The sequence below is a fragment of the Psychrobacter sp. Pi2-1 genome, assembly GCF_904846645.1.
GTDB lineage: Bacteria > Pseudomonadota > Gammaproteobacteria > Pseudomonadales > Moraxellaceae > Psychrobacter.
Window position 1 is genome coordinate 98,959 of record NZ_CAJHBO010000007.1, and the last position, 21,773, is coordinate 120,731.

At 44.5% G+C, this 21,773-nt stretch carries 18 protein-coding genes and 1 riboswitch; of the genes, 11 read left to right on the forward strand and 7 right to left on the reverse strand.

From position 1 onward, the window contains the following. Window positions 1–159: 159 nt before the first annotated feature. Complete coding sequence (locus JMX91_RS06020; protein WP_201548109.1) at window positions 160–1,536, forward strand: dicarboxylate/amino acid:cation symporter; 1,377 nt, start codon at window positions 160–162, stop codon at window positions 1,534–1,536. A 96-nt stretch (window positions 1,537–1,632) separates the two neighbouring features. Here the strand turns inward: JMX91_RS06020 and JMX91_RS06025 are convergent, their stop codons facing one another. After that, window positions 1,633–2,388 (reverse strand): TSUP family transporter, encoded by a 756-nt coding sequence (locus JMX91_RS06025; RefSeq protein WP_201548110.1) that lies wholly within the window; start codon window positions 2,386–2,388, stop codon window positions 1,633–1,635. Window positions 2,389–2,852: 464 nt separating this feature from the next. Between JMX91_RS06025 and nhaA the strand changes: the two genes are divergently transcribed. The 3 genes from nhaA (at window position 2,853) to JMX91_RS06040 (ending at window position 6,324) form a co-directional block, all read left to right on the forward strand. Continuing rightward, window positions 2,853–4,055, forward strand: a complete 1,203-nt coding sequence (nhaA, locus tag JMX91_RS06030) for a Na+/H+ antiporter NhaA (RefSeq protein WP_102091810.1) — start codon at window positions 2,853–2,855, stop codon at window positions 4,053–4,055. 215 nt (window positions 4,056–4,270) lie between these two features. Further along, window positions 4,271–4,873: a DUF2799 domain-containing protein gene (locus JMX91_RS06035; protein ID WP_201548111.1), complete on the forward strand. Its 603-nt coding sequence runs from the start codon at window positions 4,271–4,273 to the stop codon at window positions 4,871–4,873. Window positions 4,874–4,950: 77 nt separating this feature from the next. Beyond that, a complete protein-coding gene (locus JMX91_RS06040) occupies window positions 4,951–6,324 on the forward strand; it encodes an oxygenase MpaB family protein (protein ID WP_201548112.1) in 1,374 nt (457 codons plus the stop codon). Window positions 6,325–6,456: 132 nt separating this feature from the next. On the opposite strand, the gene JMX91_RS06045 is transcribed toward JMX91_RS06040, so the two are convergent. Further along, a complete protein-coding gene (locus JMX91_RS06045) occupies window positions 6,457–7,191 on the reverse strand; it encodes an NUDIX hydrolase (RefSeq protein WP_057761619.1) in 735 nt (244 codons plus the stop codon). A 619-nt stretch (window positions 7,192–7,810) separates the two neighbouring features. On the opposite strand from JMX91_RS06045, the gene JMX91_RS06050 reads away from it, so the two are divergent. The 3 genes from JMX91_RS06050 to JMX91_RS06060 all read left to right on the forward strand — a co-directional run bounded on the left by JMX91_RS06050 (window position 7,811) and on the right by JMX91_RS06060 (window position 10,729). Further along, a complete protein-coding gene (locus JMX91_RS06050) occupies window positions 7,811–8,626 on the forward strand; it encodes an SDR family oxidoreductase (protein ID WP_201548113.1) in 816 nt (271 codons plus the stop codon). A 4-nt stretch (window positions 8,627–8,630) separates the two neighbouring features. Further along, on the forward strand, window positions 8,631–9,902 hold the full coding sequence (locus JMX91_RS06055) for an AGE family epimerase/isomerase (protein ID WP_201548114.1): 1,272 nt from the start codon (window positions 8,631–8,633) through the stop codon (window positions 9,900–9,902). A gap of 263 nt (window positions 9,903–10,165) precedes the next feature. After that, a complete protein-coding gene (locus JMX91_RS06060) occupies window positions 10,166–10,729 on the forward strand; it encodes an NUDIX hydrolase (RefSeq protein ID WP_201548115.1) in 564 nt (187 codons plus the stop codon). Window positions 10,730–10,811: 82 nt separating this feature from the next. Here the strand turns inward: JMX91_RS06060 and JMX91_RS06065 are convergent, their stop codons facing one another. Then, window positions 10,812–13,892 (reverse strand): insulinase family protein, encoded by a 3,081-nt coding sequence (locus tag JMX91_RS06065; protein WP_201548116.1) that lies wholly within the window; start codon window positions 13,890–13,892, stop codon window positions 10,812–10,814. A 296-nt stretch (window positions 13,893–14,188) separates the two neighbouring features. Here JMX91_RS06065 and JMX91_RS06070 point away from each other — a divergent pair, with 296 nt between their 5' ends. After that, entirely contained in the window at window positions 14,189–14,650 is a 462-nt protein-coding gene (locus JMX91_RS06070) for a universal stress protein (protein WP_201548117.1), read from the forward strand. 99 nt (window positions 14,651–14,749) lie between these two features. Continuing rightward, window positions 14,750–15,211, forward strand: a complete 462-nt coding sequence (locus tag JMX91_RS06075) for a universal stress protein (protein WP_057761630.1) — start codon at window positions 14,750–14,752, stop codon at window positions 15,209–15,211. A gap of 107 nt (window positions 15,212–15,318) precedes the next feature. On the opposite strand, the gene JMX91_RS06080 is transcribed toward JMX91_RS06075, so the two are convergent. Continuing rightward, window positions 15,319–16,254, reverse strand: coding sequence for a LysR substrate-binding domain-containing protein (locus JMX91_RS06080; RefSeq protein WP_201548118.1), 936 nt, complete (start codon window positions 16,252–16,254; stop codon window positions 15,319–15,321). Window positions 16,255–16,474: 220 nt separating this feature from the next. Between JMX91_RS06080 and JMX91_RS06085 the strand changes: the two genes are divergently transcribed. Beyond that, window positions 16,475–17,599 (forward strand): YeiH family protein, encoded by a 1,125-nt coding sequence (locus JMX91_RS06085; RefSeq protein WP_201548119.1) that lies wholly within the window; start codon window positions 16,475–16,477, stop codon window positions 17,597–17,599. A gap of 287 nt (window positions 17,600–17,886) precedes the next feature. Here the strand turns inward: JMX91_RS06085 and JMX91_RS06090 are convergent, their stop codons facing one another. Together JMX91_RS06090 and JMX91_RS06095 are read right to left on the reverse strand one after the other, a co-directional pair. Beyond that, window positions 17,887–18,096: a cold-shock protein gene (locus JMX91_RS06090; RefSeq protein ID WP_045453470.1), complete on the reverse strand. Its 210-nt coding sequence runs from the start codon at window positions 18,094–18,096 to the stop codon at window positions 17,887–17,889. A 243-nt stretch (window positions 18,097–18,339) separates the two neighbouring features. Continuing rightward, window positions 18,340–18,762, reverse strand: a complete 423-nt coding sequence (locus JMX91_RS06095) for a YbaN family protein (RefSeq protein WP_102094045.1) — start codon at window positions 18,760–18,762, stop codon at window positions 18,340–18,342. A 403-nt stretch (window positions 18,763–19,165) separates the two neighbouring features. Further along, a riboswitch (TPP riboswitch) is annotated at window positions 19,166–19,282 on the forward strand. Window positions 19,283–19,454: 172 nt separating this feature from the next. On the opposite strand from JMX91_RS06095, the gene JMX91_RS06100 reads away from it, so the two are divergent. Further along, the gene (locus JMX91_RS06100; RefSeq protein WP_201548120.1) at window positions 19,455–20,351 is read left to right on the forward strand and encodes an ABC transporter substrate-binding protein; all 897 of its coding nucleotides are present in this window, start codon (window positions 19,455–19,457) and stop codon (window positions 20,349–20,351) included. A 109-nt stretch (window positions 20,352–20,460) separates the two neighbouring features. Here the strand turns inward: JMX91_RS06100 and JMX91_RS06105 are convergent, their stop codons facing one another. Next, window positions 20,461–21,756 (reverse strand): VWA domain-containing protein, encoded by a 1,296-nt coding sequence (locus JMX91_RS06105; RefSeq protein ID WP_201548121.1) that lies wholly within the window; start codon window positions 21,754–21,756, stop codon window positions 20,461–20,463. Between the last annotated feature and the right edge of the window lie 17 nt (window positions 21,757–21,773).

Below are 21,773 nucleotides of genomic sequence, written 5' to 3' on the forward strand. Positions count from 1 at the left end.
TTAGCTATTCTTTTATATTGTCCACAAAAATGTGACATCGAGCGACAATCGCGGGAACTTAATAGTCATAACAAGCTTTATAGTAAGGCTGATAAGTACAATCATGTTGTCTAATGAACACTTACTATAAAGCTGTTATGCACACAAAGGATATGAATTATGTGGAAGAATTTGGGACTGACGGGCAAGATCATTGTTGCCATGGTGCTCGGTATTGGACTGGGCCTATTTCTAAACTACTCAGGATTGAACGGCGAAGGTGGCTTTGTTAATACTTACATCACTAATGGCTTCCTTGCTATTATTGGTAAACTATTTGTCAACTCGCTAAAAATGTTGGTCGTACCTTTGGTGCTTATCTCATTGATTTGCGGTGTATGCGGTATTGGTGATATTCGCCTACTTGGACGTATTGGCACCAAAACGTTCATTATTTATATGATAACCACTGCACTCGCTATTGCGACTGCGATTGGTCTTGGCTCGCTATTCGGTATCGGTAAAGGTATGGATATCGCAACCGAAGCCGAGTTTGAAGCTGCGTCAGCGCCGCCTCTACTTGATGTATTCTCTAACATCATCCCATCGAACCCAATCAGTGCGATGGCAAATGGCGATATGTTATCGATCATCTTCTTTGCTATTTTGATCGGTGTCAGTATCTTGATGGTAGGTAAACCTGCCAAAGGCTTAGTGCAGAGCCTAGAGCTGATCAACGAAGTTATCTTAAAGATGGTCACGATCATCATGAACCTTGCACCATATGGTGTATTTGCACTATTGACCAAAGCAATGGCTGAGCTAGGTTTAGACTTGATTTGGTCACTACTTGGTTATGTCGCGGTATTGGTTGGTTCATTGGCCTTCCACTTCTTTGTTACCATGATGATTGTACTTAAAGTCTCTTCAGGCCTGTCTATCAAGACGTTCTTGGCAAAAATGCGTGAAGTACAGATCTTTGCTTTTAGTACCTCAAGCTCGAACGCGACGATTCCTATTACCTTGCGTACGGTTACCAAGCGTATGGGTGTTAATAACTCAGTTGCGTCGTTCACTGTTCCTTTTGGTGCTACCATCAATATGGATGGTACGGCTATCATGCAGGGTACTGCGACCATCTTTATTGCCAACATTTACGGCATTGATTTGGGCGTGACTGAATACTTAACCGTCATCTTGATGTCAGTACTAGCGTCTGTTGGTACGGCTGGCGTACCTGGTGTTGGTCTAATCATGCTGTCTATGGTATTTGCTCAAGTGGGTCTGCCAATCGAAGGTATCGGTCTAATCTTGGGTGTGGATCGTATCCTTGATATGCTACGTACCGCAGTTAACGTCGGTGGTGATGCTGCTGTTACTACTATCGTGGCAAAATCAGAAGGCAAAATGGATCTGGCTATTTACAACGATCCTAACGCTGGTGCAAAAGATGTATTTGATGGTCATATCGATGAAGACAATGAGCGTGAGTTCTCTGAAGTCTTTAGTGATGGCATCATGGGTAGTGAATACGATGATGTTGATCGTCGCCGCTAATCACATCTATTGGATAAATAATGTCATAAAAAAACCTCAGTCACCCATGCACATGGACTGAGGTTTTTTTGTGATAGATAGATTTATTATTTTTATTTAGCCAAAAACATACTTGGTCAGCATGGCCAAACATACCACGACAATCATCGGACGAATGAGCTTGCTGCCGCCCTTTACCACCATATGTGAGCCAAAATAGGCACCGATGGTTTGTCCAACCATCATCGCTAGCCCCACTTTCCACAATACGTTACCACCCAAAATAAAGAATATGAGTGAGCCGATATTGGTAGATAAATTCAATACTTTTGCCGTACCTGTCGCCTCGATAATCTGTCGCCCACGCAGTGCTACATTGCCAAGCGCAAAAAACATACCCGTACCTGGACCGATATAACCATCATAAAAACCAATCAACGGTGCCACGACTTTTTGCCATTTGCCCTCTGAGATACGCGGTGCAGCTTCTACTTCGCCAAGCCTAGGGGCAAATAACGTATAGATACCGATAGCCGCGATTAAAAATGGAATGACCTTTTCAAGCAAGTCAGGTGGTGACATCTGTACAGCGATGGTACCGATAACGGAACCAATAAAAGCGGCAATGATAGCGACTTTGATACGTTGCGGTTTGACGACCCCTTTTCTAATCATAGTAATAGACGCCGCTAGGGCGCCTGATGCCGCTTGCAGTTTATTGGTACCGAGCGTTAATACTGGTGGGATGTTGGCCAGTAGCATGGCTGGAATGGTCAACAACCCGCCGCCGCCAGCGATAGCATCAATAAATCCTGCCAATGCGGCCACCGCAGTAAGCATTAAAATAATCTCTAACGAGAAAGTTAAGTCCATGACCCTGACCTGCAAAATATGATAAGAAGAGAAAAGAAGTTCTGAGATAAGGCTAAAATATCGTTATCGATAAGCTGACAGCTTACCAGTGCTAGCAAAAGAAATAATGACACGTTGCACAGCGCTGCTCATTATAAAGATAAAACCGTAAAAAAAGCCAAAAACGTAACAAAGTCTGCTAAATTTGTCTAATAACGTTCCGAATATGCTCAGCCGAATAGCGACTTATTAAAAAGATGTAACGACTTACAACTATTGTGCTCGTCAAATCCTCTTTATAATATTGCTATTGTGAATATAAAAAAGTAGACCGTTGGCACTGGCTCAACGTATTTTGTTGTCTATATTGATAAGAGTATGAGAAACTGTTTCTGTCTATTTGCTACCTCAAAATTATAGGTAGCGCAGACATTGATGGATATTTGAGGTTATTTAGTAAATTGTATTTAGCGAATGAGGATGATATGGCAATACGAAGGATTAAGGCATTTTTTGAATTTGAGGCAGCAGGCGGTATCGTCTTAGCATTGGCTGCCATTGCTGCAATGATCATTGCCAACTCCCCTCTTAATGTTTGGTATGAAGGTTTTATTCATGCACCAGTCGCCATTCAGATTGGTGAGTTTGCGATTGCCAAAGATGCTCATCACTGGATCAACGATGGTCTGATGGCGGTTTTCTTTTTCTTGGTTGGATTAGAGCTGAAGCGTGAAGTACTCATTGGTGAGCTATCCAATGTCAAACAGATAATACTACCAGCAGGTGCCGCATTGGGCGGTATGATTATGCCGGCGATTGTCTATCTGCTCTTTAACTACAACGAGCCTGAGTTTTGGAAAGGTTGGGCCATTCCTGCGGCTACAGATATTGCCTTTGCACTCGGTATTTTGAGTCTCTTAGGTAATCGTGTACCTAACTCTTTAAAGGTATTTTTGGTCTCTATTGCGATTTTTGATGACATTGGTGCGATTTTGATTATCGCTTTATTTTATACCAGTGAGTTATCGTTAGAATCATTGGCAGTAGCTGGTCTATGTTTGCCGTTCTTATATGTTCTTAATCGTCGTAACGTCACCAATATTACGCCATATCTACTCATTGGTCTGATCATGTGGATTGCCGTACTCAAGTCTGGTATCCATGCAACATTGGCCGGTGTGGTATTAGCACTGTTTATCCCGATGTTCGACCGCACTGATCCTGAACATTCTCCGCTTGAAGAGCTAGAGCACGATCTACACAATACCGTCGCTTTTGGTATTTTGCCAATCTTTGCTTTTGCCAACTCGGGTATCTCTCTCGAAGGCGCAGGTTTTGCTGAGCTATTCCACTCAGTGCCGCTAGGTATCGCCGCTGGTTTATTTATTGGTAAGCAGTTAGGCGTCATGTTCATGTGCTGGCTAATCTTTAAACTTGGTATCTCAACCATGCCAAAAGGTATGGACTATAAGCAGATTTACGGCGCAGCTCTATTGTGCGGTGTTGGTTTTACCATGAGTTTGTTCATCGGTGGCTTGGCGTTCGCTGGCGACACTACTATGTTTGATGAGCGCTTGGGTATTATTATGGGTTCAATCGTCTCTGGTATTGCTGGTTACATCATGCTAAAAATGAGCTTAAAAGACAATGCTAGCGGTACATCGGTCGACTTGACTCGCCCGCATTAATGAATACCTTTGAGATATAGAGTAGCTTATAGTGGTACTGCTTAATATTGATCCCACTTATAAGCTGCTCTATTTTATTTGTATGTACGTTATCGAGATACCTACAAGTGACCTAGCAATCGATGACTAGACTATATAACGTGATTAATTGCATCATTTATTTGTGTTCATAGTTATTATCGTTATCATAATTATTACAGCTATCGGAGCTAACCATGTACCGACCTATACACCGCGTTGTACGTCAACTGGCATTAGGGTTATCTGTGTTCGGTAGTATTTATCTGCTAGCAGGCTGTGCAACACTCTCCAAGCAGGAATGTCTCGTCGGTGACTGGCAGGCTATCGGCTATAACGATGGCGTAGCAGGTTACCATTCAGACCGATTAGCCTCTCATACAAAAGCCTGTGCCAAAGCCAGTGTCGCACCTGACTATCAGGCATGGGAGCGCGGTCGTAAACTTGGTCTGCAACAGTACTGCACCATCAATAATGCCTATAACATTGGTAGACGTGGTCGTCAGTTGAACAACGTTTGCCCTATTACTATAACCAACACATTGCAAGCGGCTAATCAAAAAGGTCTAGATTATTACGCCTTAGACAGTCAGTTAGACAAAGACAATCGCCTCCTAGATACTTATCAATCAGAATTCGATAAGCTAGAAAATGGTGAAATGCTAGACTTTTCTAATGAAAAAGAAGCCCGTGCACGGCTGCTATCTCTATCTGATGAGATTCGTGATACCAAACGCCGTATCCGAACAACACAGCAGCAATTAGATTCATTGAACCAATCCAGTAATTTTTACGAATGATTGTGATGCAAAGCTATCTTAATGCAAGTTTTACGCTCTAAGGCATGTCTTCACTCTAAAAATGGTACTTGATAATTATGGATAAGAAAATCATCAATACGGCAAGTACTCCAACTGACAAACCTGACTTTCCATCATCGAATGCTCAATCATCGAACACTTATCAGCGTCATGGACGTACCACTGCTATCAATGACCATAGTGATTTGCAGGTTTTAAAACGCATTAAACGTTATCTATTACCAAAAGAATTTACGATCTCGCCTGCTCTACTTGATGAAATCGTGGCAGGTTACGATATTGGCGATCCGCTTGCAGACGCGTTAGCCGCTCAGAACATAAAGTTTGCAAGACCTTTACAGCATACTATTCTTGGCGATAGTCTAAACCATAAACTTACGAACAACGACCTTGTAAATAATCCATCATTTAGCGCGCTCACTGAGCAATTTAGCAGCCATCCTGACTGGTTCGACCCAAAGCTTGCCCAGATAGGTGCGGTTGCCTATCGGCGCTATCCACTCATGCTCATTTGGCTACTGCGTAATGTTGCTCTGATGGCTGGCTATAGCATCCCTGCCCTCTCGCTACCGCTCATTCAGACAGGTGCACTGATGCACGATGCGCTACCGCGACTGATGCGTACTTATGCTTATATCCTAGCTGTGTCTGAACACCCTTCATCTAATATGAGTGCAGTTAATCAAAATAAACCTGTCGAGCAAGTGTTAGCCATTGGCTCTGAGGGCTGGCGACAATCGATCCAAGTACGTCAGATACATACTTTGGTACGGCAAAACTTACTCAAAGGGAAAGGCAATGCGGCTACAGGCCTGATACCAAATGCCGAGCAACATCATAACCCTGACGGTAGTTGGAATACTGACTATTGGGGCATCCCTATCAATCAAACCGATATGATTGCCACCCACTTGCAGTTCTCGTTACTGATTATGCGCGGTCTACGATTGTTGGGCGCACGTATTAGCACAGAAGAAGCTGAAGGTATCCTGCATCTATGGAGTCTTGCCAGTTATTGGATGGGTGTTGATCTAGATCGTTTACCAAAAGATGAGGCTGCGTGTTGGGAATGGCTCTATACCTATCTATCGATACAGCAGCTAGACTTTAAGATGGGTCAGCCATTGGCAAAAGCATTGCATGATTTACCGCGTCAGCTGATGGGTGAAGATAATCGCCGTGGACGTTTTGTTGAAATGGTCAACGCGAGTGTCACCCGCACCTTAGTTGGTGATGATATAGGCGATGGTCTGGACTTACCAAAGTCAAAGATACGCTTTGGCGTGTTGTCTTCGGTACCGATTCTTTTTGCGCTCGATACTGCAAGGCAGCATAATGCGTCCGTTGCTCATAAGCTAGAAGCATTCCGTGCCAAGCGCCAAGACAATATGAACTGGTGGCTTAAAAAGAACGATGATTATTATAAGTAGATGACCATAGTCATTCCACTATAAAAGCATTACTGCGTTAACCTCGTTTGAAGTATTACATATACATCTACACTCGGTTGCCTTGTACTACTTTTAAATTGCATCGACTATATTATAAATAGATGACATTTATCAGCGTTTGTTTTCTACGCGGTAATACCATTCTAGCTGTCGATCAAACCCTGTTTCTAATAGGTTAGCAATTACCCGTCCTGTTAGCCCCCATACTGTCTCACCATCGACCTGCCAGCTCGGCGTCAGTATGGTAGCCATTTGCTCTTGCATCTTATACTCAATTTCATACTCTACTGTTGGTTGAGTGACTAACGACTCTAAATCTGCCCAAAAGATACGTGATATCTCTCCCGCTTCAGGTACGAGTACCAGACCTGGAGCGATAAGCGCGACGATTGGACGTACGCTCATACCACTTTTTGAAGTTTGGATAGGTAGCTGACCAAGCAACTGGACTTTATTGGGCGGTAGCGCTGTTTCTTCACAGGCTTCACGCAATGCGGTAACGACATTATTGCCATCGCCTCGATCATGTTTACCACCCACACAAGACACTTCACCCGCATGACTGTTCATATGGGCGGCGCGGCGTGTTAATAATAATTTAGGCCTGCGCTCATGAGTGATCGCAACCAATATTGATGCATCGGCAATCGGTGTCTGATATAAGCTGTCCAAAATACGCGTACTTTGTGAGGTGTTGCCACTCTCGTACATCGCTGGACTCGTCAGCGCGTTCAATGTCTCGTGCTGTACTCGCTCGGCCAGTTTTCTGAGTGTAGGATGACGAATAAAACTTGGGACAGCGACGCTAAACTTGTTAAAGAAATCAATATTTTCGGGTATGGTCATTATCAAATCCTATGAGTGGTCATCTTCATATTATTCATGAAAATACCTGTGCCAGCATAACAGTATAACCTGTTGCTAGTATGGCAGCCTTTCTTATTAGTCCGATTATTGCTTTAGTAGATGTATCTCATATTGATGTCGTTTCAGGCAAGGTGCGACGTATTAACGTATCGGCTGATTGCTATACATATATCCGGCAACTATGGTAAATATAAAATTGCTTGCCGCTTATGTATATGCTTTGTTATGTAGACTGAGTCTCTATCAAGGTAAATCTTTCAACTAAATGATTGTTTTTTGCTGTATCTTCACACCTTCTTAAATTACTCAATACCTTATCCCATCTATTCTAGACAGTAATAGCTTTATCGAATGAGACTTTCCCAATATCCTTTTTGCTTGATATTCGTTCATGGTAATAAGTCTCATAGCCGCATTTTTAAACTACCAAACATTAACCGAGTAATATTTCAAAAAATGTATCTGAGTATTATGATAGTCGTTAGCAAGGCTATGAGGCAGACATTCTAAAATAGCATTATAAAAATATCGATGCCAGCGTCATAGGTTTGCTGTAATAAAAATAGATAACACCTCAAAAGAACGAAGGATACAGATTATGACAGACCAAATTGACAACATGATGCCACCTGCTGAATATATCAATGATAACTATAAAGGCTCAGGAAAGCTGGCTGATAAGCGCGTTTTAATCACTGGCGGAGACAGTGGTATCGGCCGCGCAGTGGCTTTTCATATGGCACGCGAAGGTGCCAAAGTTGCCATCCTTTATCACTCTGACGAAGAGAGCGCAAGTGAGACGCGTGAAGGTATTGAAGCAGAAGGCGCAGACGCGTTGGTATTGCAGGGTGATACCGCAGATAGTAGTAGTTGCAAAGAGGCAGTAGAAGCCGTCGTGACAAAATGGGGCGGCATTGATGTGTTAGTCAATAATGCTGGTATGCAAAAGCCGTATCATGATTTGTCTGAGGTCAGTGATGAAGACTGGCAACAGCATTTTGATGTCAATATGGCAGGAATGTTTTATGCAACCCGCGCCGCCCTCGAGCATATGAAAGAAGGTGATAGCATCATCAATACCACCTCGGTGAATGCGTATGTCGGCAATGATGTATTGGTGCCGTACACCGCAACCAAAGGCGCTATCGTCGGTTACACCCGCGCGTTATCGCAACAACTACTTAGTCGCGGTATTCGTGTTAATCAGGTGGCGCCAGGTCCTGTAGTGAGTGAGATTCAACTGGTATTTAAAGACTTTGATAAAGATATTTTAGAATCTATGTCTTCACCAATGGGGCGTATGGGTCAGCCACGTGAGATGGGTGCTGCCTATGTATTTCTTGCTTGCCAAGACAGTAGCTTTGTGACTGGTCAGACCTTACACATAAACGGAGGCATGATTACCAATGGCTGATATCATGGATTCTCCTGACTCCTCTGACCTGCTATCTGTCTGTTGGGCAGATAGCAGTACTCATCGCCGTTGGTTGCTCGCTGAAGGGCAACGTTTGCTCGAACATTATGCCAAAGCGCGCGTGCCCTCAGGGTTTGCTACTTTGGGTCATGATGGGAGCATGGTAGATGATACTGCAAAGAGCATTATCACTGCGAGGATGGTGCATTGCTATGCGCTAGCGGCACTAATGGGTATACCGGGGGCAGCAACATTTGCTGACCATGGCATAAACGCGTTGCTCGATGGCCCATTACGCGACTCGGTACATGGCGGTTGGTTCAGTGATGCCTCTTTAACTCATGAAAACCCATCACGCAAAAACGCCTATCTGCATGCGTTTGTCGCGCTTGCTGGCGCGTCTGCTAGCATTGCTGGTCGCCCGCGCGGTTCAGAGCTCATGCAAGCTGCAATAACCGTTATCGATGAGCACTTCTGGTTAGAAAATGAACAATCGATGCTGCCCTCTTTTGCGGCTGACTGGTCTGATCCCGAAGATTATCGCGGTGCCAATTGCAACATGCATACGACTGAAGCCTGCTTAGCCCTGGCAGATGCCACGGGTGAAACGCGTTGGCTAGACCGTGCGCTACACTTAGCCAAGCGTTTCGGCCATGATATTCCTAGTAATTACGATGGTCGCCTACCTGAACATTTTGATAGCAAGTGGAATCTGTTACCTGACTACGATGCGAATGAACCTTCTGATGATTTGAGACCTTGGGGGCTCACACCTGGTCATTTTGCAGAATGGGCAGGACTGCTGCTGAAAGTTGAGTCTGCCTGTATTGCGCATGGTTATGACGTACCTGATTGGCTGCTACCTGATGCTACCGCATTATTTGATAGCGCTATCGAGCGCGGCTGGGCACCTGACGGTCAATCTGGCATGGTCTATACCATCGGCTGGGATGATGAGATTTCAATACCAAACCGTCCTTACTGGGTACAGGCTGAGATGGCTAATACCGCGCTGATGCTATCGCGCCGTACGGATGATCCACGCTTTGAACATTACTACCGTTTAGCTTGGGATTATATTGCCAGTACTTTGATTGATCTTGAGCATGGCGGTTGGCGTCATGAGGTAGATGCAGATGGCAACTTAAGTACGGTCGTGTATCCGACGCGCGAAGATCTTTATCATGACTTTCAAGCCACTGTAACGCCATTAATTCCTATCTCTGCGTCAGTCGCAGCTGGACTACTCACACAGATGCTCGAAACAAAAACCTAATTGCTATAACCTACTTTTTACGACCTAATTCCTAAGTAGGATATACTCGATAAGAACGCTCTGATGGCGATTGAAATGCGCTGTCAGAGCGTTTTTGTTGTAATCATAAAAATTAAATAAAATAGCTTTTCTCGTGAAAAATTAAAGGATATGCTTAAAAGCATTTTCCACTATCATTGTTGTATACAAAAGCAAACATCAGAACGGCAAAAAAACTTTTAAGATAAGTGGACACACAATATTTACTAATAAAGGTAGTTGGTATGAGCTATTGTCTCCAATGCGGTCATGAAGCAGAACGAAAAATCCCACCTACGGACAATATGCCGCGTTTGGTATGCCCCAATTGCCATTATATCCACTACGAAAACCCAAAAGTTATCTGTGGCTCGCTGGTGGTACATGAAAATAGAGTACTACTCTGCCGCCGTGCCATTGAGCCCCAGTACGGCCTATGGACGATACCTGCAGGTTTTATGGAAAACGGCGAGACCATGGCTGAGGGTGCCGCACGCGAGAGCTACGAAGAAGCTGATGCCATCGTACTGAATCCGCATCTATACTGCATTTATGACTTACCAGATATTGGGCAGATCTACTCTATCTATCTGGCCGATCTAAAAGATGGCGCATATGGTATTGGCTCAGAAAGCCTCGATTGTGCATTGTTTAGCGAAGAAGATATCCCATGGGATACACTGGCGTTTGAAGCCATTCGCCGTACTTTAAAAAGCTACTTTGCTGATCGTAAGCAGTATAACAATTTGTCAGAATTTCCGATTCATCAAGACAAAATTGGCAAAGATTTGAGTATCAAGCGATATTAGTCAATTACCTAACCGCAAAAAGCCAAGCATGATGCTTGGCTTTTTTGTGCTTAACTTTTAATCAAAAACAAACCTAATTGTCTTAGCTCTTTATTCTACAAACCTCAAAGCCAAGACCTTTTACTGCCTCTTCTTTGTCGTAAGGCGCTAGCACTGCACGTACATGCTTTTGCCCTTGCAGATATTGCTTGGCAACACGCTGCAAATCAGCAACCGTTACGGCCAATATCGACGCACGCATTTTACGCTGCCAGTCAACACCGCGATGATGCAGGTTTGCAAAGCAGGCTTTGATTGCTTCGCCTGCAGGAGAGCCCGGCTTATCCATACCCGAGATAATACCCAAGATAGCTTCTTCCAATTGCTCATCGGTCTGTGGCTCGTTTAATAACCACTCGATACTGGCGTCAAAGTGAGCAAAGGTCTCAGCGCACTGTGGATCACGATAGCTAAAGAACTTAAAGGCACAAGCGTTGGCATCGTAACCTGCACCGCCACCATAGGCACCGCCGCGCTCACGAATTGCACTGTGCAAATAGCCGTTACGTAAGTAAGGCGCCAATACCATGAGTGCAGCGGTATCAGGATGGTCAGCAGCAGGTACAGTATAGGCACTGGCGTTATGATAGACATTGGTTGGTACTAGCCATGCTAGATCTGCAACCTCGAGCACGTCGTTTTTAACATCGTCGCCACTCTCTAATGCCTTACCCGTATCTGTCGCACCATTTAGCGCAGTATCTAATTGCAGGTTTGCAAACTCGCTTGGGATATTTGCTGCTGCGTTCGTTAGATCATTAAAAGCGGTCGTCGCTTGGCTGTCTTTCCAGCTATCAACGATTAAACTGCTTAAACGTTCGGTTTGCTCTGCTTCACAGATAATAACGGCATGCTTAGGCAAACTGATCAGACGTTGATGTAAATCCATCAGGCTGGTAGCCAATTGGTCCCACTGGGCGTCGTCAGTGCTGGCATGTGCCAAGAAATCTTTAAGTGCGTTCAATGCTGGTAGACCACTGCGCACATATTCCAACTGCGCTTGGCGACTCATACCGCGACTGGCCGTTTGCATCGCATAAGAGTGCCCTGAGCCTGCTAGGTTTGACTGCCAACCTGCTTGACGCTGCTGCAAGATTTCTTTGATACGGTCATGCTCAGAGAAAATACTGTGCTCCATGACTTCTTTGAGCAAATCAATCGCTTCAGGCTTGCGATTTAGCGCACGCGTTGCCACCACGAAATAACTGCTAATCGCTTGACTATCATCAACATTGGTACGTTGGCTAATACGAGCGGTCACACCAGAAGAATGTGCTGCTTGCTTAGCTTGCATCTCATGAGCGCTAAGCGAGTCAGTACCTAGCTCAGACAATAGACTTAAATAAATAGGCAACAATGGATGATTAATCACATCATTGACTGGTAGCTCATCTGCGCTCGCATTACCGATTGCCTCAGTGAGCGGGACAATCACTTGATAGTAATAAATACCATTAGTGCCCGCTTCATACTCAAATAGCGTGCTGTCTTGCCCGCTCAAACGCACCTGCTTTTGCGTGCCTTCTTTAAAGCTAATGTCCGTTGGTACATCTTCTAGACCTACTTTTGGTAATAAGCTTAAATCATCTGGCGCAGCTTGACGTGCAGCCAAATCTAAAGCTTGTTGCTTCAAGATAGCTTTGTCATCAGCGGTCAAATCCATCTCGATAGTATCCAAACGAGTCTGTTCAGCTGCTGCCAAACGGGCTGTTTTTTCGCTATCAGGGGTCATCGTTACGCGTACGCGATGCTGATTGTCTAACAGATGCGTTTTAATCAAGTTCGGTAGCCACTGTGGATCGACGACTTGCTCGCGTAGCCACTGTAGATGCTCGTCTACTTCCCAAACATCGATAGGATTGCCATCATGAATGGCGGTACTAAAGCCCTCTAGCATAAGGTTTAGACCATAAGGAATGCTATCGCCGCCGATGTGACGCTGATCAATCTCAATCTGATGCAGAATGGTTTCGATTGTCTCATCATCAACTGGTGAATTGGCTACTTCGGTTAGCAAGTCGATAATACCTTGCTCTACTGCTTCGGCATGTTCAGGGTTAGAGCCGCGCAGACCCGTATAAAAGACCATCTCATAATGACTGTCATCTAGACCCAATAACGGACTTGGCGCTTTACCTAGTGGATGGCTATCAAGATAAGCACGCAATGGCGAGCCTGCATGCTCAATCAGCACGCCTTCTAATAGACGCAATGCTAAGCGCTGCTTAGGATCGGTAATTGATGGTAGTAACCAAGCAACCACGTGATGCGTCTGATCTGGGCCTGCTTCGTCAGCAGTATAAGTATCAACCGCACTGATTGGTGCAGACAAACGTTGCTCTGGACGCGATACATGCTTTTTGCCTGCTTCAAACTGAATCAAGGCATCTTCGTGTATCTTCGCTTGCGTCTCAGCAACAGGAATATTACCGAAGCTCATGATGACACTGTTTGACGGATGATAATGGCTCTGGTGAAACTCGGTCAGCTCAGTGTGCGTCAAGTCAGGGATATCGGCAGGGTCGCCGCCTGAATTGTAATGATAGGTCGTCGTTGGGAACAGATGATGAGCAACCGTATGATATAGCTGATCAATCTCGCCACTCATTGCGCCTTTCATTTCATTAAAAACGATACCTTTAAACTGCGGCTTATCATTTTCGTCAAGCTCTACGCGGATGCCTTCTTGGGCAAAATCGAGCGGATGGATATTTGGGAAAAACGACGCATCCAGATAGACAGCAAGCAAGTTAAAATAGTCGTTTTTGTTTTGCGTCGCATACGGATAGGCGGTCCAATCGGCTGCAGTCATCGCATTCATAAACGTGTTTAGTGAGCGTTTAATCATTGAAAAGAACGGATCACGTACTGGGAACTTATTCGAACCACACAATGCCACGTGCTCTAAGATATGCGCCTCGCCTTTTGAATCCATCGGCTGGGTGCGAAAACCGACCAAAAACGCATTTTCATCACTTGGGTGTGCCAGATGATAATGCATCGCTCCTGTTTTTACATGCTGACTGATCAGCACATCCATCGATAGCGCCTCAATATGGCGATGCTCAATCAGCTCAAATGCTGGATGCAAGGTTAAATCAGCAGTAAATGGCGTGTCCGTCATAGTTATCCTTATCGCTTATTATGCGTATAGTGCCCTGACTGTCAGGGAAAATAGAGTAATAAATTGGCTAAAAAAGAGTTGGCTTAGCGCTATTAGTGGGGCTGCGACATGGATAAGTCAAGGCAACAGCCATGCAATAATCCATCACATAATCTACGCGGCTATCAACTCTAGCTATTAATGCCTTATAGTTACAAATTCATCAATATCCACAATTTTATTATGGATTTATTACTTAACAAAGACGGTCTGCACTGCTACTATAAAGTTAACTATCAACAGGAGTGGAGTACTTTATGAGCTACCGACATGTTTTACTGGTCACTGATTTGCTATCCGATGCAGACAAAGTGGCGCTAAAAGCCAAGCGTATCCTCGCAGGCTCTCCTGAAGCCAGACTGTCCGTCTTGCATATAGTCAAAGATGACATGGTACGCTTCGGTTATGAGCTCGTGCCTGCCTCTAGCCTCTCGGGTGATGTCGATAGTGAAAAGTGGCAAGAAGCACGGGCGAAATTAGCGCAATTTTTGGCACGCAACGAGCTAGAAGCGATTAACTCTGAGGTAACCGCTGCCATCTCTAATAGTAAAGGTATCATTAACTACTGCCGTGAAAAAGAGGTCGACTTACTTATCATTGGACGTCATGAGCGCCATGGTATCGCTGCTTGGTTGGTTGGAGCCACTGCCGATAGTATTTTGCCAAATGTCCCTTGCGATAGCTTAGTGGTGAAACTTGATCAGCCTGTTCCGGAATAATTGGCATTGCTCTCATCCGCTGCTAAAGACGACAAGCTTTACTTAACAGCGCCCTAGAGTAGTGCTATAGTAAATACTATCTGACATGAGGAAGACGCTATGAGTTACGAACATATTTTACTGGTCACCGACTTACTCTCTGATGCAGATATAGTCGCCCAAAAGGCCAAGCGCATCGTTGAAAACCGTCCAGGCTCTAAGCTATCTGTTTTGCATATTGTCAAAGACACCATGGTTGGCTTTGGCTATGAGCTGGTGCCTGCCTCTAGCCTATACGATGAGATTGATGATGAACGCTGCCAAGAAGCGCGCGCAAAACTGGCGCAATTCCTTGAACGCAATCAGCTAAATGCAGCAACGTCAGAAGTCACGACTGCTATCTCTAGCAGTGAAGGTATCGTCAGCTACTGTCATAAACACGATGTCGACCTATTGGTCATCGGTCGTCATAAGCGTACTGGTATCGCTGCATGGATCAGTGGCGCAACTGCGGATAATATCTTGCCCAATGTACCTTGCGATAGCTTTGTAGTAAGACTGGACAAACCTGTTTCAGCATAACAATATGCTTTGATTGTCTTGTATTCTCTAGAGCATGTCTCAAAAAAAGCGCAGCGTAACTTTTGACGCTGCGCTTTTTTATGGCTGATAGTTTTTAGAGTCATCGCTTAATCTTGTTGAATAATATCTATAAAGGTTTGCCAAATCGGGCTTTGGTGACGAGCCTTATGCCAGACCAGCCACCATGTCCTTGATAGATCAATCCCCGCCACGTTCACTTGTACCAACTTGCCTGTCGCCAGTTCCGTCTCAATCACATGCTGCGATAGACAACCCAGGCCAATATCTGCACTTACCATGTGCTTAATGGCCTCAGATTGATGTATCGCCTTTACCACTTCTGCATTAGGTAGATACTTAAGCAATTGCTCGTCGATAATCTGCCGTGTGCCTGACCCTGCCTCACGCACCAGTAACGGCAACTGCGCCAACTGATTAATATTCAGCTGATAGCAGTCCTCATCTTGGCTATAGGTAGCCACATTCTTTAGCCATTTGCCATCACGCTTGGCAAATATCACTAGCGTATCGGTACGCCATTTGTGCTGCTCAATAACTTTCATATCTATGGGACGCGGCATCCCTTCTACTAGCGCAATATCAATATTTAGCTGCTCAACCTCGCTTACTACTTCTTGCGTATTGGCAATATACATATCGACATTGGCATCGGGCAGCGCCTCATATAGCTTACCAAGCAATGACGGCAGCACGTAGTTGCCGATAGTGGTACTAGCACCGATATGAATCTGCCCTGCTTGATACTGATGATAATGCTCAAGCGTGAGCGACTGACCCAAGATAGCCTGTGCCTGTATATAAATAGGATGAGCATTGGGGTGTTGATTAAGCCTGCGACCGACGCGCTCAAATAGCGGCATCTGTAGTCTAGACTCTAACTCTGTCAGTGCACTGCTGACTGCTGATTGTGATAAATGCAGCTCCTCACTGGCGCGACTGGTACTGCCTGTCTGATAAATACTGACAAAAACAGCGAGCTGCTTAAGCGTAATCTTTGGCACTGTCTGCACAGATTTTTTCATGTTATCAATGATGCCTTATGTCAGTTTTTGCGCTGTTTTATCCGTGATTTTTGTCTTTTTTGATGCTCATGCGCGGTATATCGACTCCTATCATAGAATACAACCTAAAAAATCGATAGTTTGTATCTTATTAATCTGTTTTTATTATAAATACAGCGGGCATATACTGTCTATTCATAAGCTTATGCTTATCTTAATATAAGTAATAGGATGCCGCGTCATGCACACATTCGTCCAATCAGTCAGCAACTCCGTTCATAACTACACTCCTAATCACCGTCACTTGGCGGGATTGGTAGTTGTTCTGATTGGTAGTTTGTTTTGCTTATGGTTGGATAGTAGTTTGGATATCTGGTCAAACGGACGTATCGTTGGCTTATCCTCTTTAACGCTAGCGATATTGCTAGGCATGATCTTGGGCAATACCATCTATCCTAAATTCGCTGAACGTTTAAATGGTGGTGTTTGCTTTGCAAAGGGCCAAATCCTACGCCTTGCGATTATGTTTTATGGGTTTAAACTGACCATGACACAAGTTGCGAGCGTCGGTATGCCAGCGATTATGACTGATGCGCTGGTACTGACATCAACCTTTTTACTAACCTATTGGCTAGGTACTAGATGGTTAAAAGTTGATAAAGAAACGGTTATCTTGATTGGCTCAGGCGCGAGTATTTGCGGTGCTGCTGCCGTTATTGCTGCAGAGCCAGTCGTCAACGCACAAGCTCATAAAGTCACTATCGCCGTGGCAACTGTGGTGGTGTTTGGCACTATCGCGATGCTGCTGTATCCTTTTTTATATCATCTCGGTTGGTTACAACCTTGGCTAAGCGCCCAGCAGTACGGCATGTACACTGGCTCAACCGTCCATGAGGTCGCGCAAGTCGTGGTCGCAGGTAATGCAATCAATACTGAGATTGGCGATACCGCTGTCGTGACCAAGATGATACGCGTTATGATGCTCGCGCCTTTCTTACTCGTGTTGTCTTTTGCGCTAACCAAAGAGCGCGCCGTAAATAATACCGCTATAGAAGATAAAAGCAGTAAAAACGAGACAGCGTCATTTATGACTCGCGTCAAACAAGTCAAAGTGCCATGGTTTGCGTTTATTTTTATTGGCATTGTGTTGATACATACATGGATGCCGATGTCTGAGAGTATCGTACGCAGTATGGTTATGTTGGACGATGTGCTACTTACGATGGCCATGTTTGCATTAGGTCTGACCACTCATCTAAGTGCGATCAAGCAAGCTGGCGTTAGACCGCTTATCTTAGGCGCTATTATGTTTGGTTGGTTGATACTGGGCGGCGGTCTGATTAATATCGGCATTAGCTTTATATAATAAGCTAAATGTCCATTCTTAACTGCTGATGTCATTGCACAATATAAAAGGCCTCCAACTATCTATAGTCGGAGGCCCTTTTGCATCTGTTATTTGATTTAATATGATTGGCTAAAACCTTTAATCTTGGACTAGTACTAACTTTAATAACAGTACCTTAAATATCAGCCTCTCAAGTACTAATGCTTTAAGCACTAAGTCTCTAAATACTAAATCGCAGACGAAAAAAAACGAACCCGAAGGTTCGCTTTTCTACATCTATTCATCTATCTGTCTATAAAGACAAATTAGATAGCAACGATGTTATGTGCTTGTGGGCCTTTTTGGCCTTGAGTTACAGTGAACTCAACTTCTTGGCCTTCAGCCAAAGTTTTGAAACCTGAACCAGTGATTTCGCTGTAATGAGCAAAAACGTCTGCGCCAGTTTCTGGAGCGATGAAACCAAAGCCTTTAGCTTCGTTGAACCACTTAACTGTACCTTTTTGAACGTCTGACATAGTATAATCCTACTTTTAAATTTATTAATGGTCTAGTGACCGGTAACGCTTGCAAATAGCTACTGAACGATAAATATTAAAACGAAGGATTATAACTAATACTACGAGGTAATGATTTGGTGCAGAACTGCTCTTAAGCTTGAGCGTATTATAAGGGGTACATCCCAGTATCGCAAGTCTTATCTCATGTTTCGTGTAACCAGAGCCGTTTATTGGCTGATTTTGGCGCAAATTGCAACAGATTTAGGCATTTGGTAAACGGAACAAATATATCGCTACCCCACTACAGACAGCGGCTACCGCCCATGCCATCCACATCATATCGGCAGGCAAACGATAAAATAACATAATTGTTGATGCTGCCATCATAACCGTCGCTAAACACTTGGCATAAAGCGGAACGGCATGATTCTCCTCCCAGTCACGGACGAATTTACCAAAGTATTTATGATTAATCAGCCAAAAATGAAAACGTCGAGAACTGCGTGCCCAGCAGCCTGCTGCTAGCAAGATAAAAGGCGCGGTGGGCATCACTGGCAACAATATACCGATAATCCCTAAGATAAAAAACAACCAACCAAGCGTCACAAAGGTCCAACGCAGCATTGGGCTGTTGGATTGATCAGTCTTAGGTCGGTAATAGAACGCTTTTTTATTGTCGGTCATATAAGTTGTCGGTCGTGTAAGTTGTCAGTTATGCCAAGTGTCGATTGTTTAGAGTAGCACCTATTATATAAGCAGCGGCATAGAAGGCTAATCATGCAATATCGCCCGTCTGCGCACAAGACTATTTATATAAGGTTTTTGCTATTGATAGGTATGTTTGGTTAGTAATTGGGTAAGTACCAATAATAAATGCTGCACTCTTCTATTAACACGTCGCTAAAAATAACTATCAGTAGCTGTGGTAAACAACAGCTATCATAAAGAGCGGTTAACGAACACCAGTCATCACCTGCCATCGTCATTCCCGATACGCTTGCATCCCATCTTGTAAGTCGTCTATGATGACGCAGTAGCTATCGATAATAGCCATTCGCAGTACTGATCAAAAATAATGCAATACCAATCAATCTTGTCGGGGTGCTTTGATTTAACGCTGTACACACAGTCCAAATCATCGCTGAGACACACCCGTGAACCTGAAGCAGTTAGCACTGACGTAGGAAACAAGCGTGACATACCCTCAGAGGTCTATAAATAAGCGCAGTCTATAGATGATGCACTGGTAGTGTTGACCATATCAAATACCGAGCATCTGACAGTTAGCATCGAGACTTCACTTTTCTTATTTGGCCTTTCTTGTTTTACTTAATCGTATCAGTCTGATTGTTTTCTATACTTAAAAGGGAACAACCATGCAGCCGACCACCAAACTTACTCTGACCCTCGAATGGTTTTTAAACCCTGATCATCTGCCCTTTATCGCTGGTGTGACCACGGGCGCATATGAGCAAGCAGGGCTTGATATCACTATTATCGAGCCAGACGACCACTATGATGGCTTTGCCGAACTACAGAACCAAAGTATCGACCTGCATGTCAATGAGCCTATCCATCTGTTTGAACATTACGCGCCTAATCTACGTGCACTGGGCTGCTTTTTTGAGACCGATGGCGGCATATTGATGCAACGCGCTAGCATGGATAAATTAAAAAACAATCAGCCAATCCGCATCTGTACCCCTGCAACTGAGGAAAAAACCAATCGTATTGGCTTTGAGATATTAGCGCGCTATGCCAAAAAAAACGGCTTTAGTATCAGCCGTGATAATGTGAGCTTTGTACAAAAAGACTTCTATCATATAAAAAACCTGCAAGAAGACCCAAGCCTAGATGGTGCATGGTTATGCTTTTATAACTTTGAAGGCGTTGAAGCAACTCATGAAGGGTTGGACTTTGAATTTATCGATCAACACCTGTCACCCTATCCGAACTTCTCAGCGTTAGAGATTCTGACGACAGATGAGATCTATAGTGCGAAAAAGGACGCGATAGATACCTTTATCCAAGTGACCAATCAGATGACTGAACTGTGCAAAAACGAGCCAGCCACAGCCCACCGTATGTATTACGACTATAGCAAGACCGAAGCAGATACGCTGATGGATGCCATCATTAATAATACGCTCGGTAGATTAATCACGCCTATCAAACCAAGTGCAAGTAAGTGGGAAGAACTGCGCGAGATGCTAGCCGAAATCGATATCGTGACGTTGACTGATGAGCAGTATCAATCGTTGTGGGCGCTGTAGAGATTTTAGAAGTTAAGATATTTTGAGTCATAAAAAACCGCCATAGTATTTGCTATGGCGGTTTTTTATTTAGCTGTAATCGAATAGTGAAGTTAGCGCAGTAATACTTTTATAGTGGAGTGACTATACCAAGTTGCTTGGCTTCTTTTAGCCACATTGGGAACTCTTCTAGCATGTTTTCATACAAGGCTTCTTCGCTAATGTCATCCAAGTCATCGAGTTCAAAAAAGTCGCAATTATCAATCACGCGCCCTGCCATATCGTCTAGTTTTTTGAGGATGCCATAACCACGACCACCCAAGCCCACAAACTGCCAAAATATCGGTAGTTTCGCCGCTTCCGTCATGACTCTCGTGATACCGCGATTGTCATTTACCCCGCCATCACTGATAAATAGCACATAGACAGGCACATCTAAGCCGTCCTTTTGATAAAACTCCGTCACGGCTTTCATGACTTCTGCTTCATTGTTGATGCGCGGGCCAAGTGCCCATTTGCGCCAGCCGCCATGAGCGTTGTTAATGAAACCATCGTAGTTGCTCAGCCCAATCTCACCCAAATACTGCGGATCCCGGGCAAACGCCCAGCAGTCTAGTGCTTGGTCGTCATCGAAGCTCACTGCCAATGGCAATATGCGGTTGACTACCTCTTGCACGCGGCCTTTTTTGTACTGTCTGTTCATTGAGCCTGAGGCGTCTAACACTAACGCCACCTTTGCCGTTAATTGCTGCAATTGGCGCTTCTCAAGCGATATCGTGGCTTTTTTGGCCAGATTGACCAGTTTTGGCGCTTTGTCTAGCATGACCTTCTCTAACGAAGGTTTTGCTTGCACTGGTGCTACGGTGGCTTCTACTGTCGAGCTACTCTCTTCTACGTCACCACCGAAATGCTGCACGATGGCGGCAAGTCCACCATTAAAGCCTTGTGCGACGTTGGATACTCGCCAAACGCCACCCTTACGATACAGCTGCATCAGCATACTGGCTTGCTGCTGGGCAAAGTCTGCTGCTTGATATTCTGCCTGCGCTTTTTGCGACTGCTGCCAAATGCCAATCTCTAACGATTGAATTTGATTGAGCGGCGTGTCAGCTGATAACACAAAAAACAAGCTGTCTATATTAGTCGCCAGTTTGGATAAATTCACTTCAAACTCGGCTTGGATGCCTTTATTCGCCGTTGGCTGCGACTCGTAATGGGTGAGCTTGATTTGCCCGCACGGTGAGGTCGGCTGATTATAAAATACCATGTAATCATCATTGATCAATTTGCCCGCTGCGTCTAAGGCAAAGCAGCTGATGTCCATTTCTATTGAACTTTGACGGGTGAACTTAAGCGTGATTGGTGCGCTGTCATCAATAGCAAGATTGCTTAAAGGCGCGCGTTGTCCGACGGTGAGATAGTTCATGGTGTTCCTTACGGTAG

Coding starts and splice junctions, on each gene's coding strand:
- JMX91_RS06020 (WP_201548109.1), top strand. CDS start 160: ATGTGGAAGAATTTGGGACTGACGGGCAAGATCATTGTTGCCATGGTG.
- JMX91_RS06085 (WP_201548119.1), top strand. CDS start 16,475: ATGCACACATTCGTCCAATCAGTCAGCAACTCCGTTCATAACTACACT.
- nhaA (WP_102091810.1), top strand. CDS start 2,853: ATGGCAATACGAAGGATTAAGGCATTTTTTGAATTTGAGGCAGCAGGC.
- JMX91_RS06065 (WP_201548116.1), bottom strand. CDS start 13,892: ATGACGGACACGCCATTTACTGCTGATTTAACCTTGCATCCAGCATTT.
- JMX91_RS06055 (WP_201548114.1), top strand. CDS start 8,631: ATGGATTCTCCTGACTCCTCTGACCTGCTATCTGTCTGTTGGGCAGAT.
- JMX91_RS06070 (WP_201548117.1), top strand. CDS start 14,189: ATGAGCTACCGACATGTTTTACTGGTCACTGATTTGCTATCCGATGCA.
- JMX91_RS06075 (WP_057761630.1), top strand. CDS start 14,750: ATGAGTTACGAACATATTTTACTGGTCACCGACTTACTCTCTGATGCA.
- JMX91_RS06035 (WP_201548111.1), top strand. CDS start 4,271: ATGTACCGACCTATACACCGCGTTGTACGTCAACTGGCATTAGGGTTA.
- JMX91_RS06025 (WP_201548110.1), bottom strand. CDS start 2,388: ATGGACTTAACTTTCTCGTTAGAGATTATTTTAATGCTTACTGCGGTG.
- JMX91_RS06090 (WP_045453470.1), bottom strand. CDS start 18,096: ATGTCAGACGTTCAAAAAGGTACAGTTAAGTGGTTCAACGAAGCTAAA.
- JMX91_RS06040 (WP_201548112.1), top strand. CDS start 4,951: ATGGATAAGAAAATCATCAATACGGCAAGTACTCCAACTGACAAACCT.
- JMX91_RS06060 (WP_201548115.1), top strand. CDS start 10,166: ATGAGCTATTGTCTCCAATGCGGTCATGAAGCAGAACGAAAAATCCCA.
- JMX91_RS06045 (WP_057761619.1), bottom strand. CDS start 7,191: ATGACCATACCCGAAAATATTGATTTCTTTAACAAGTTTAGCGTCGCT.
- JMX91_RS06095 (WP_102094045.1), bottom strand. CDS start 18,762: ATGACCGACAATAAAAAAGCGTTCTATTACCGACCTAAGACTGATCAA.
- JMX91_RS06080 (WP_201548118.1), bottom strand. CDS start 16,254: ATGAAAAAATCTGTGCAGACAGTGCCAAAGATTACGCTTAAGCAGCTC.
- JMX91_RS06100 (WP_201548120.1), top strand. CDS start 19,455: ATGCAGCCGACCACCAAACTTACTCTGACCCTCGAATGGTTTTTAAAC.
- JMX91_RS06105 (WP_201548121.1), bottom strand. CDS start 21,756: ATGAACTATCTCACCGTCGGACAACGCGCGCCTTTAAGCAATCTTGCT.
- JMX91_RS06050 (WP_201548113.1), top strand. CDS start 7,811: ATGACAGACCAAATTGACAACATGATGCCACCTGCTGAATATATCAAT.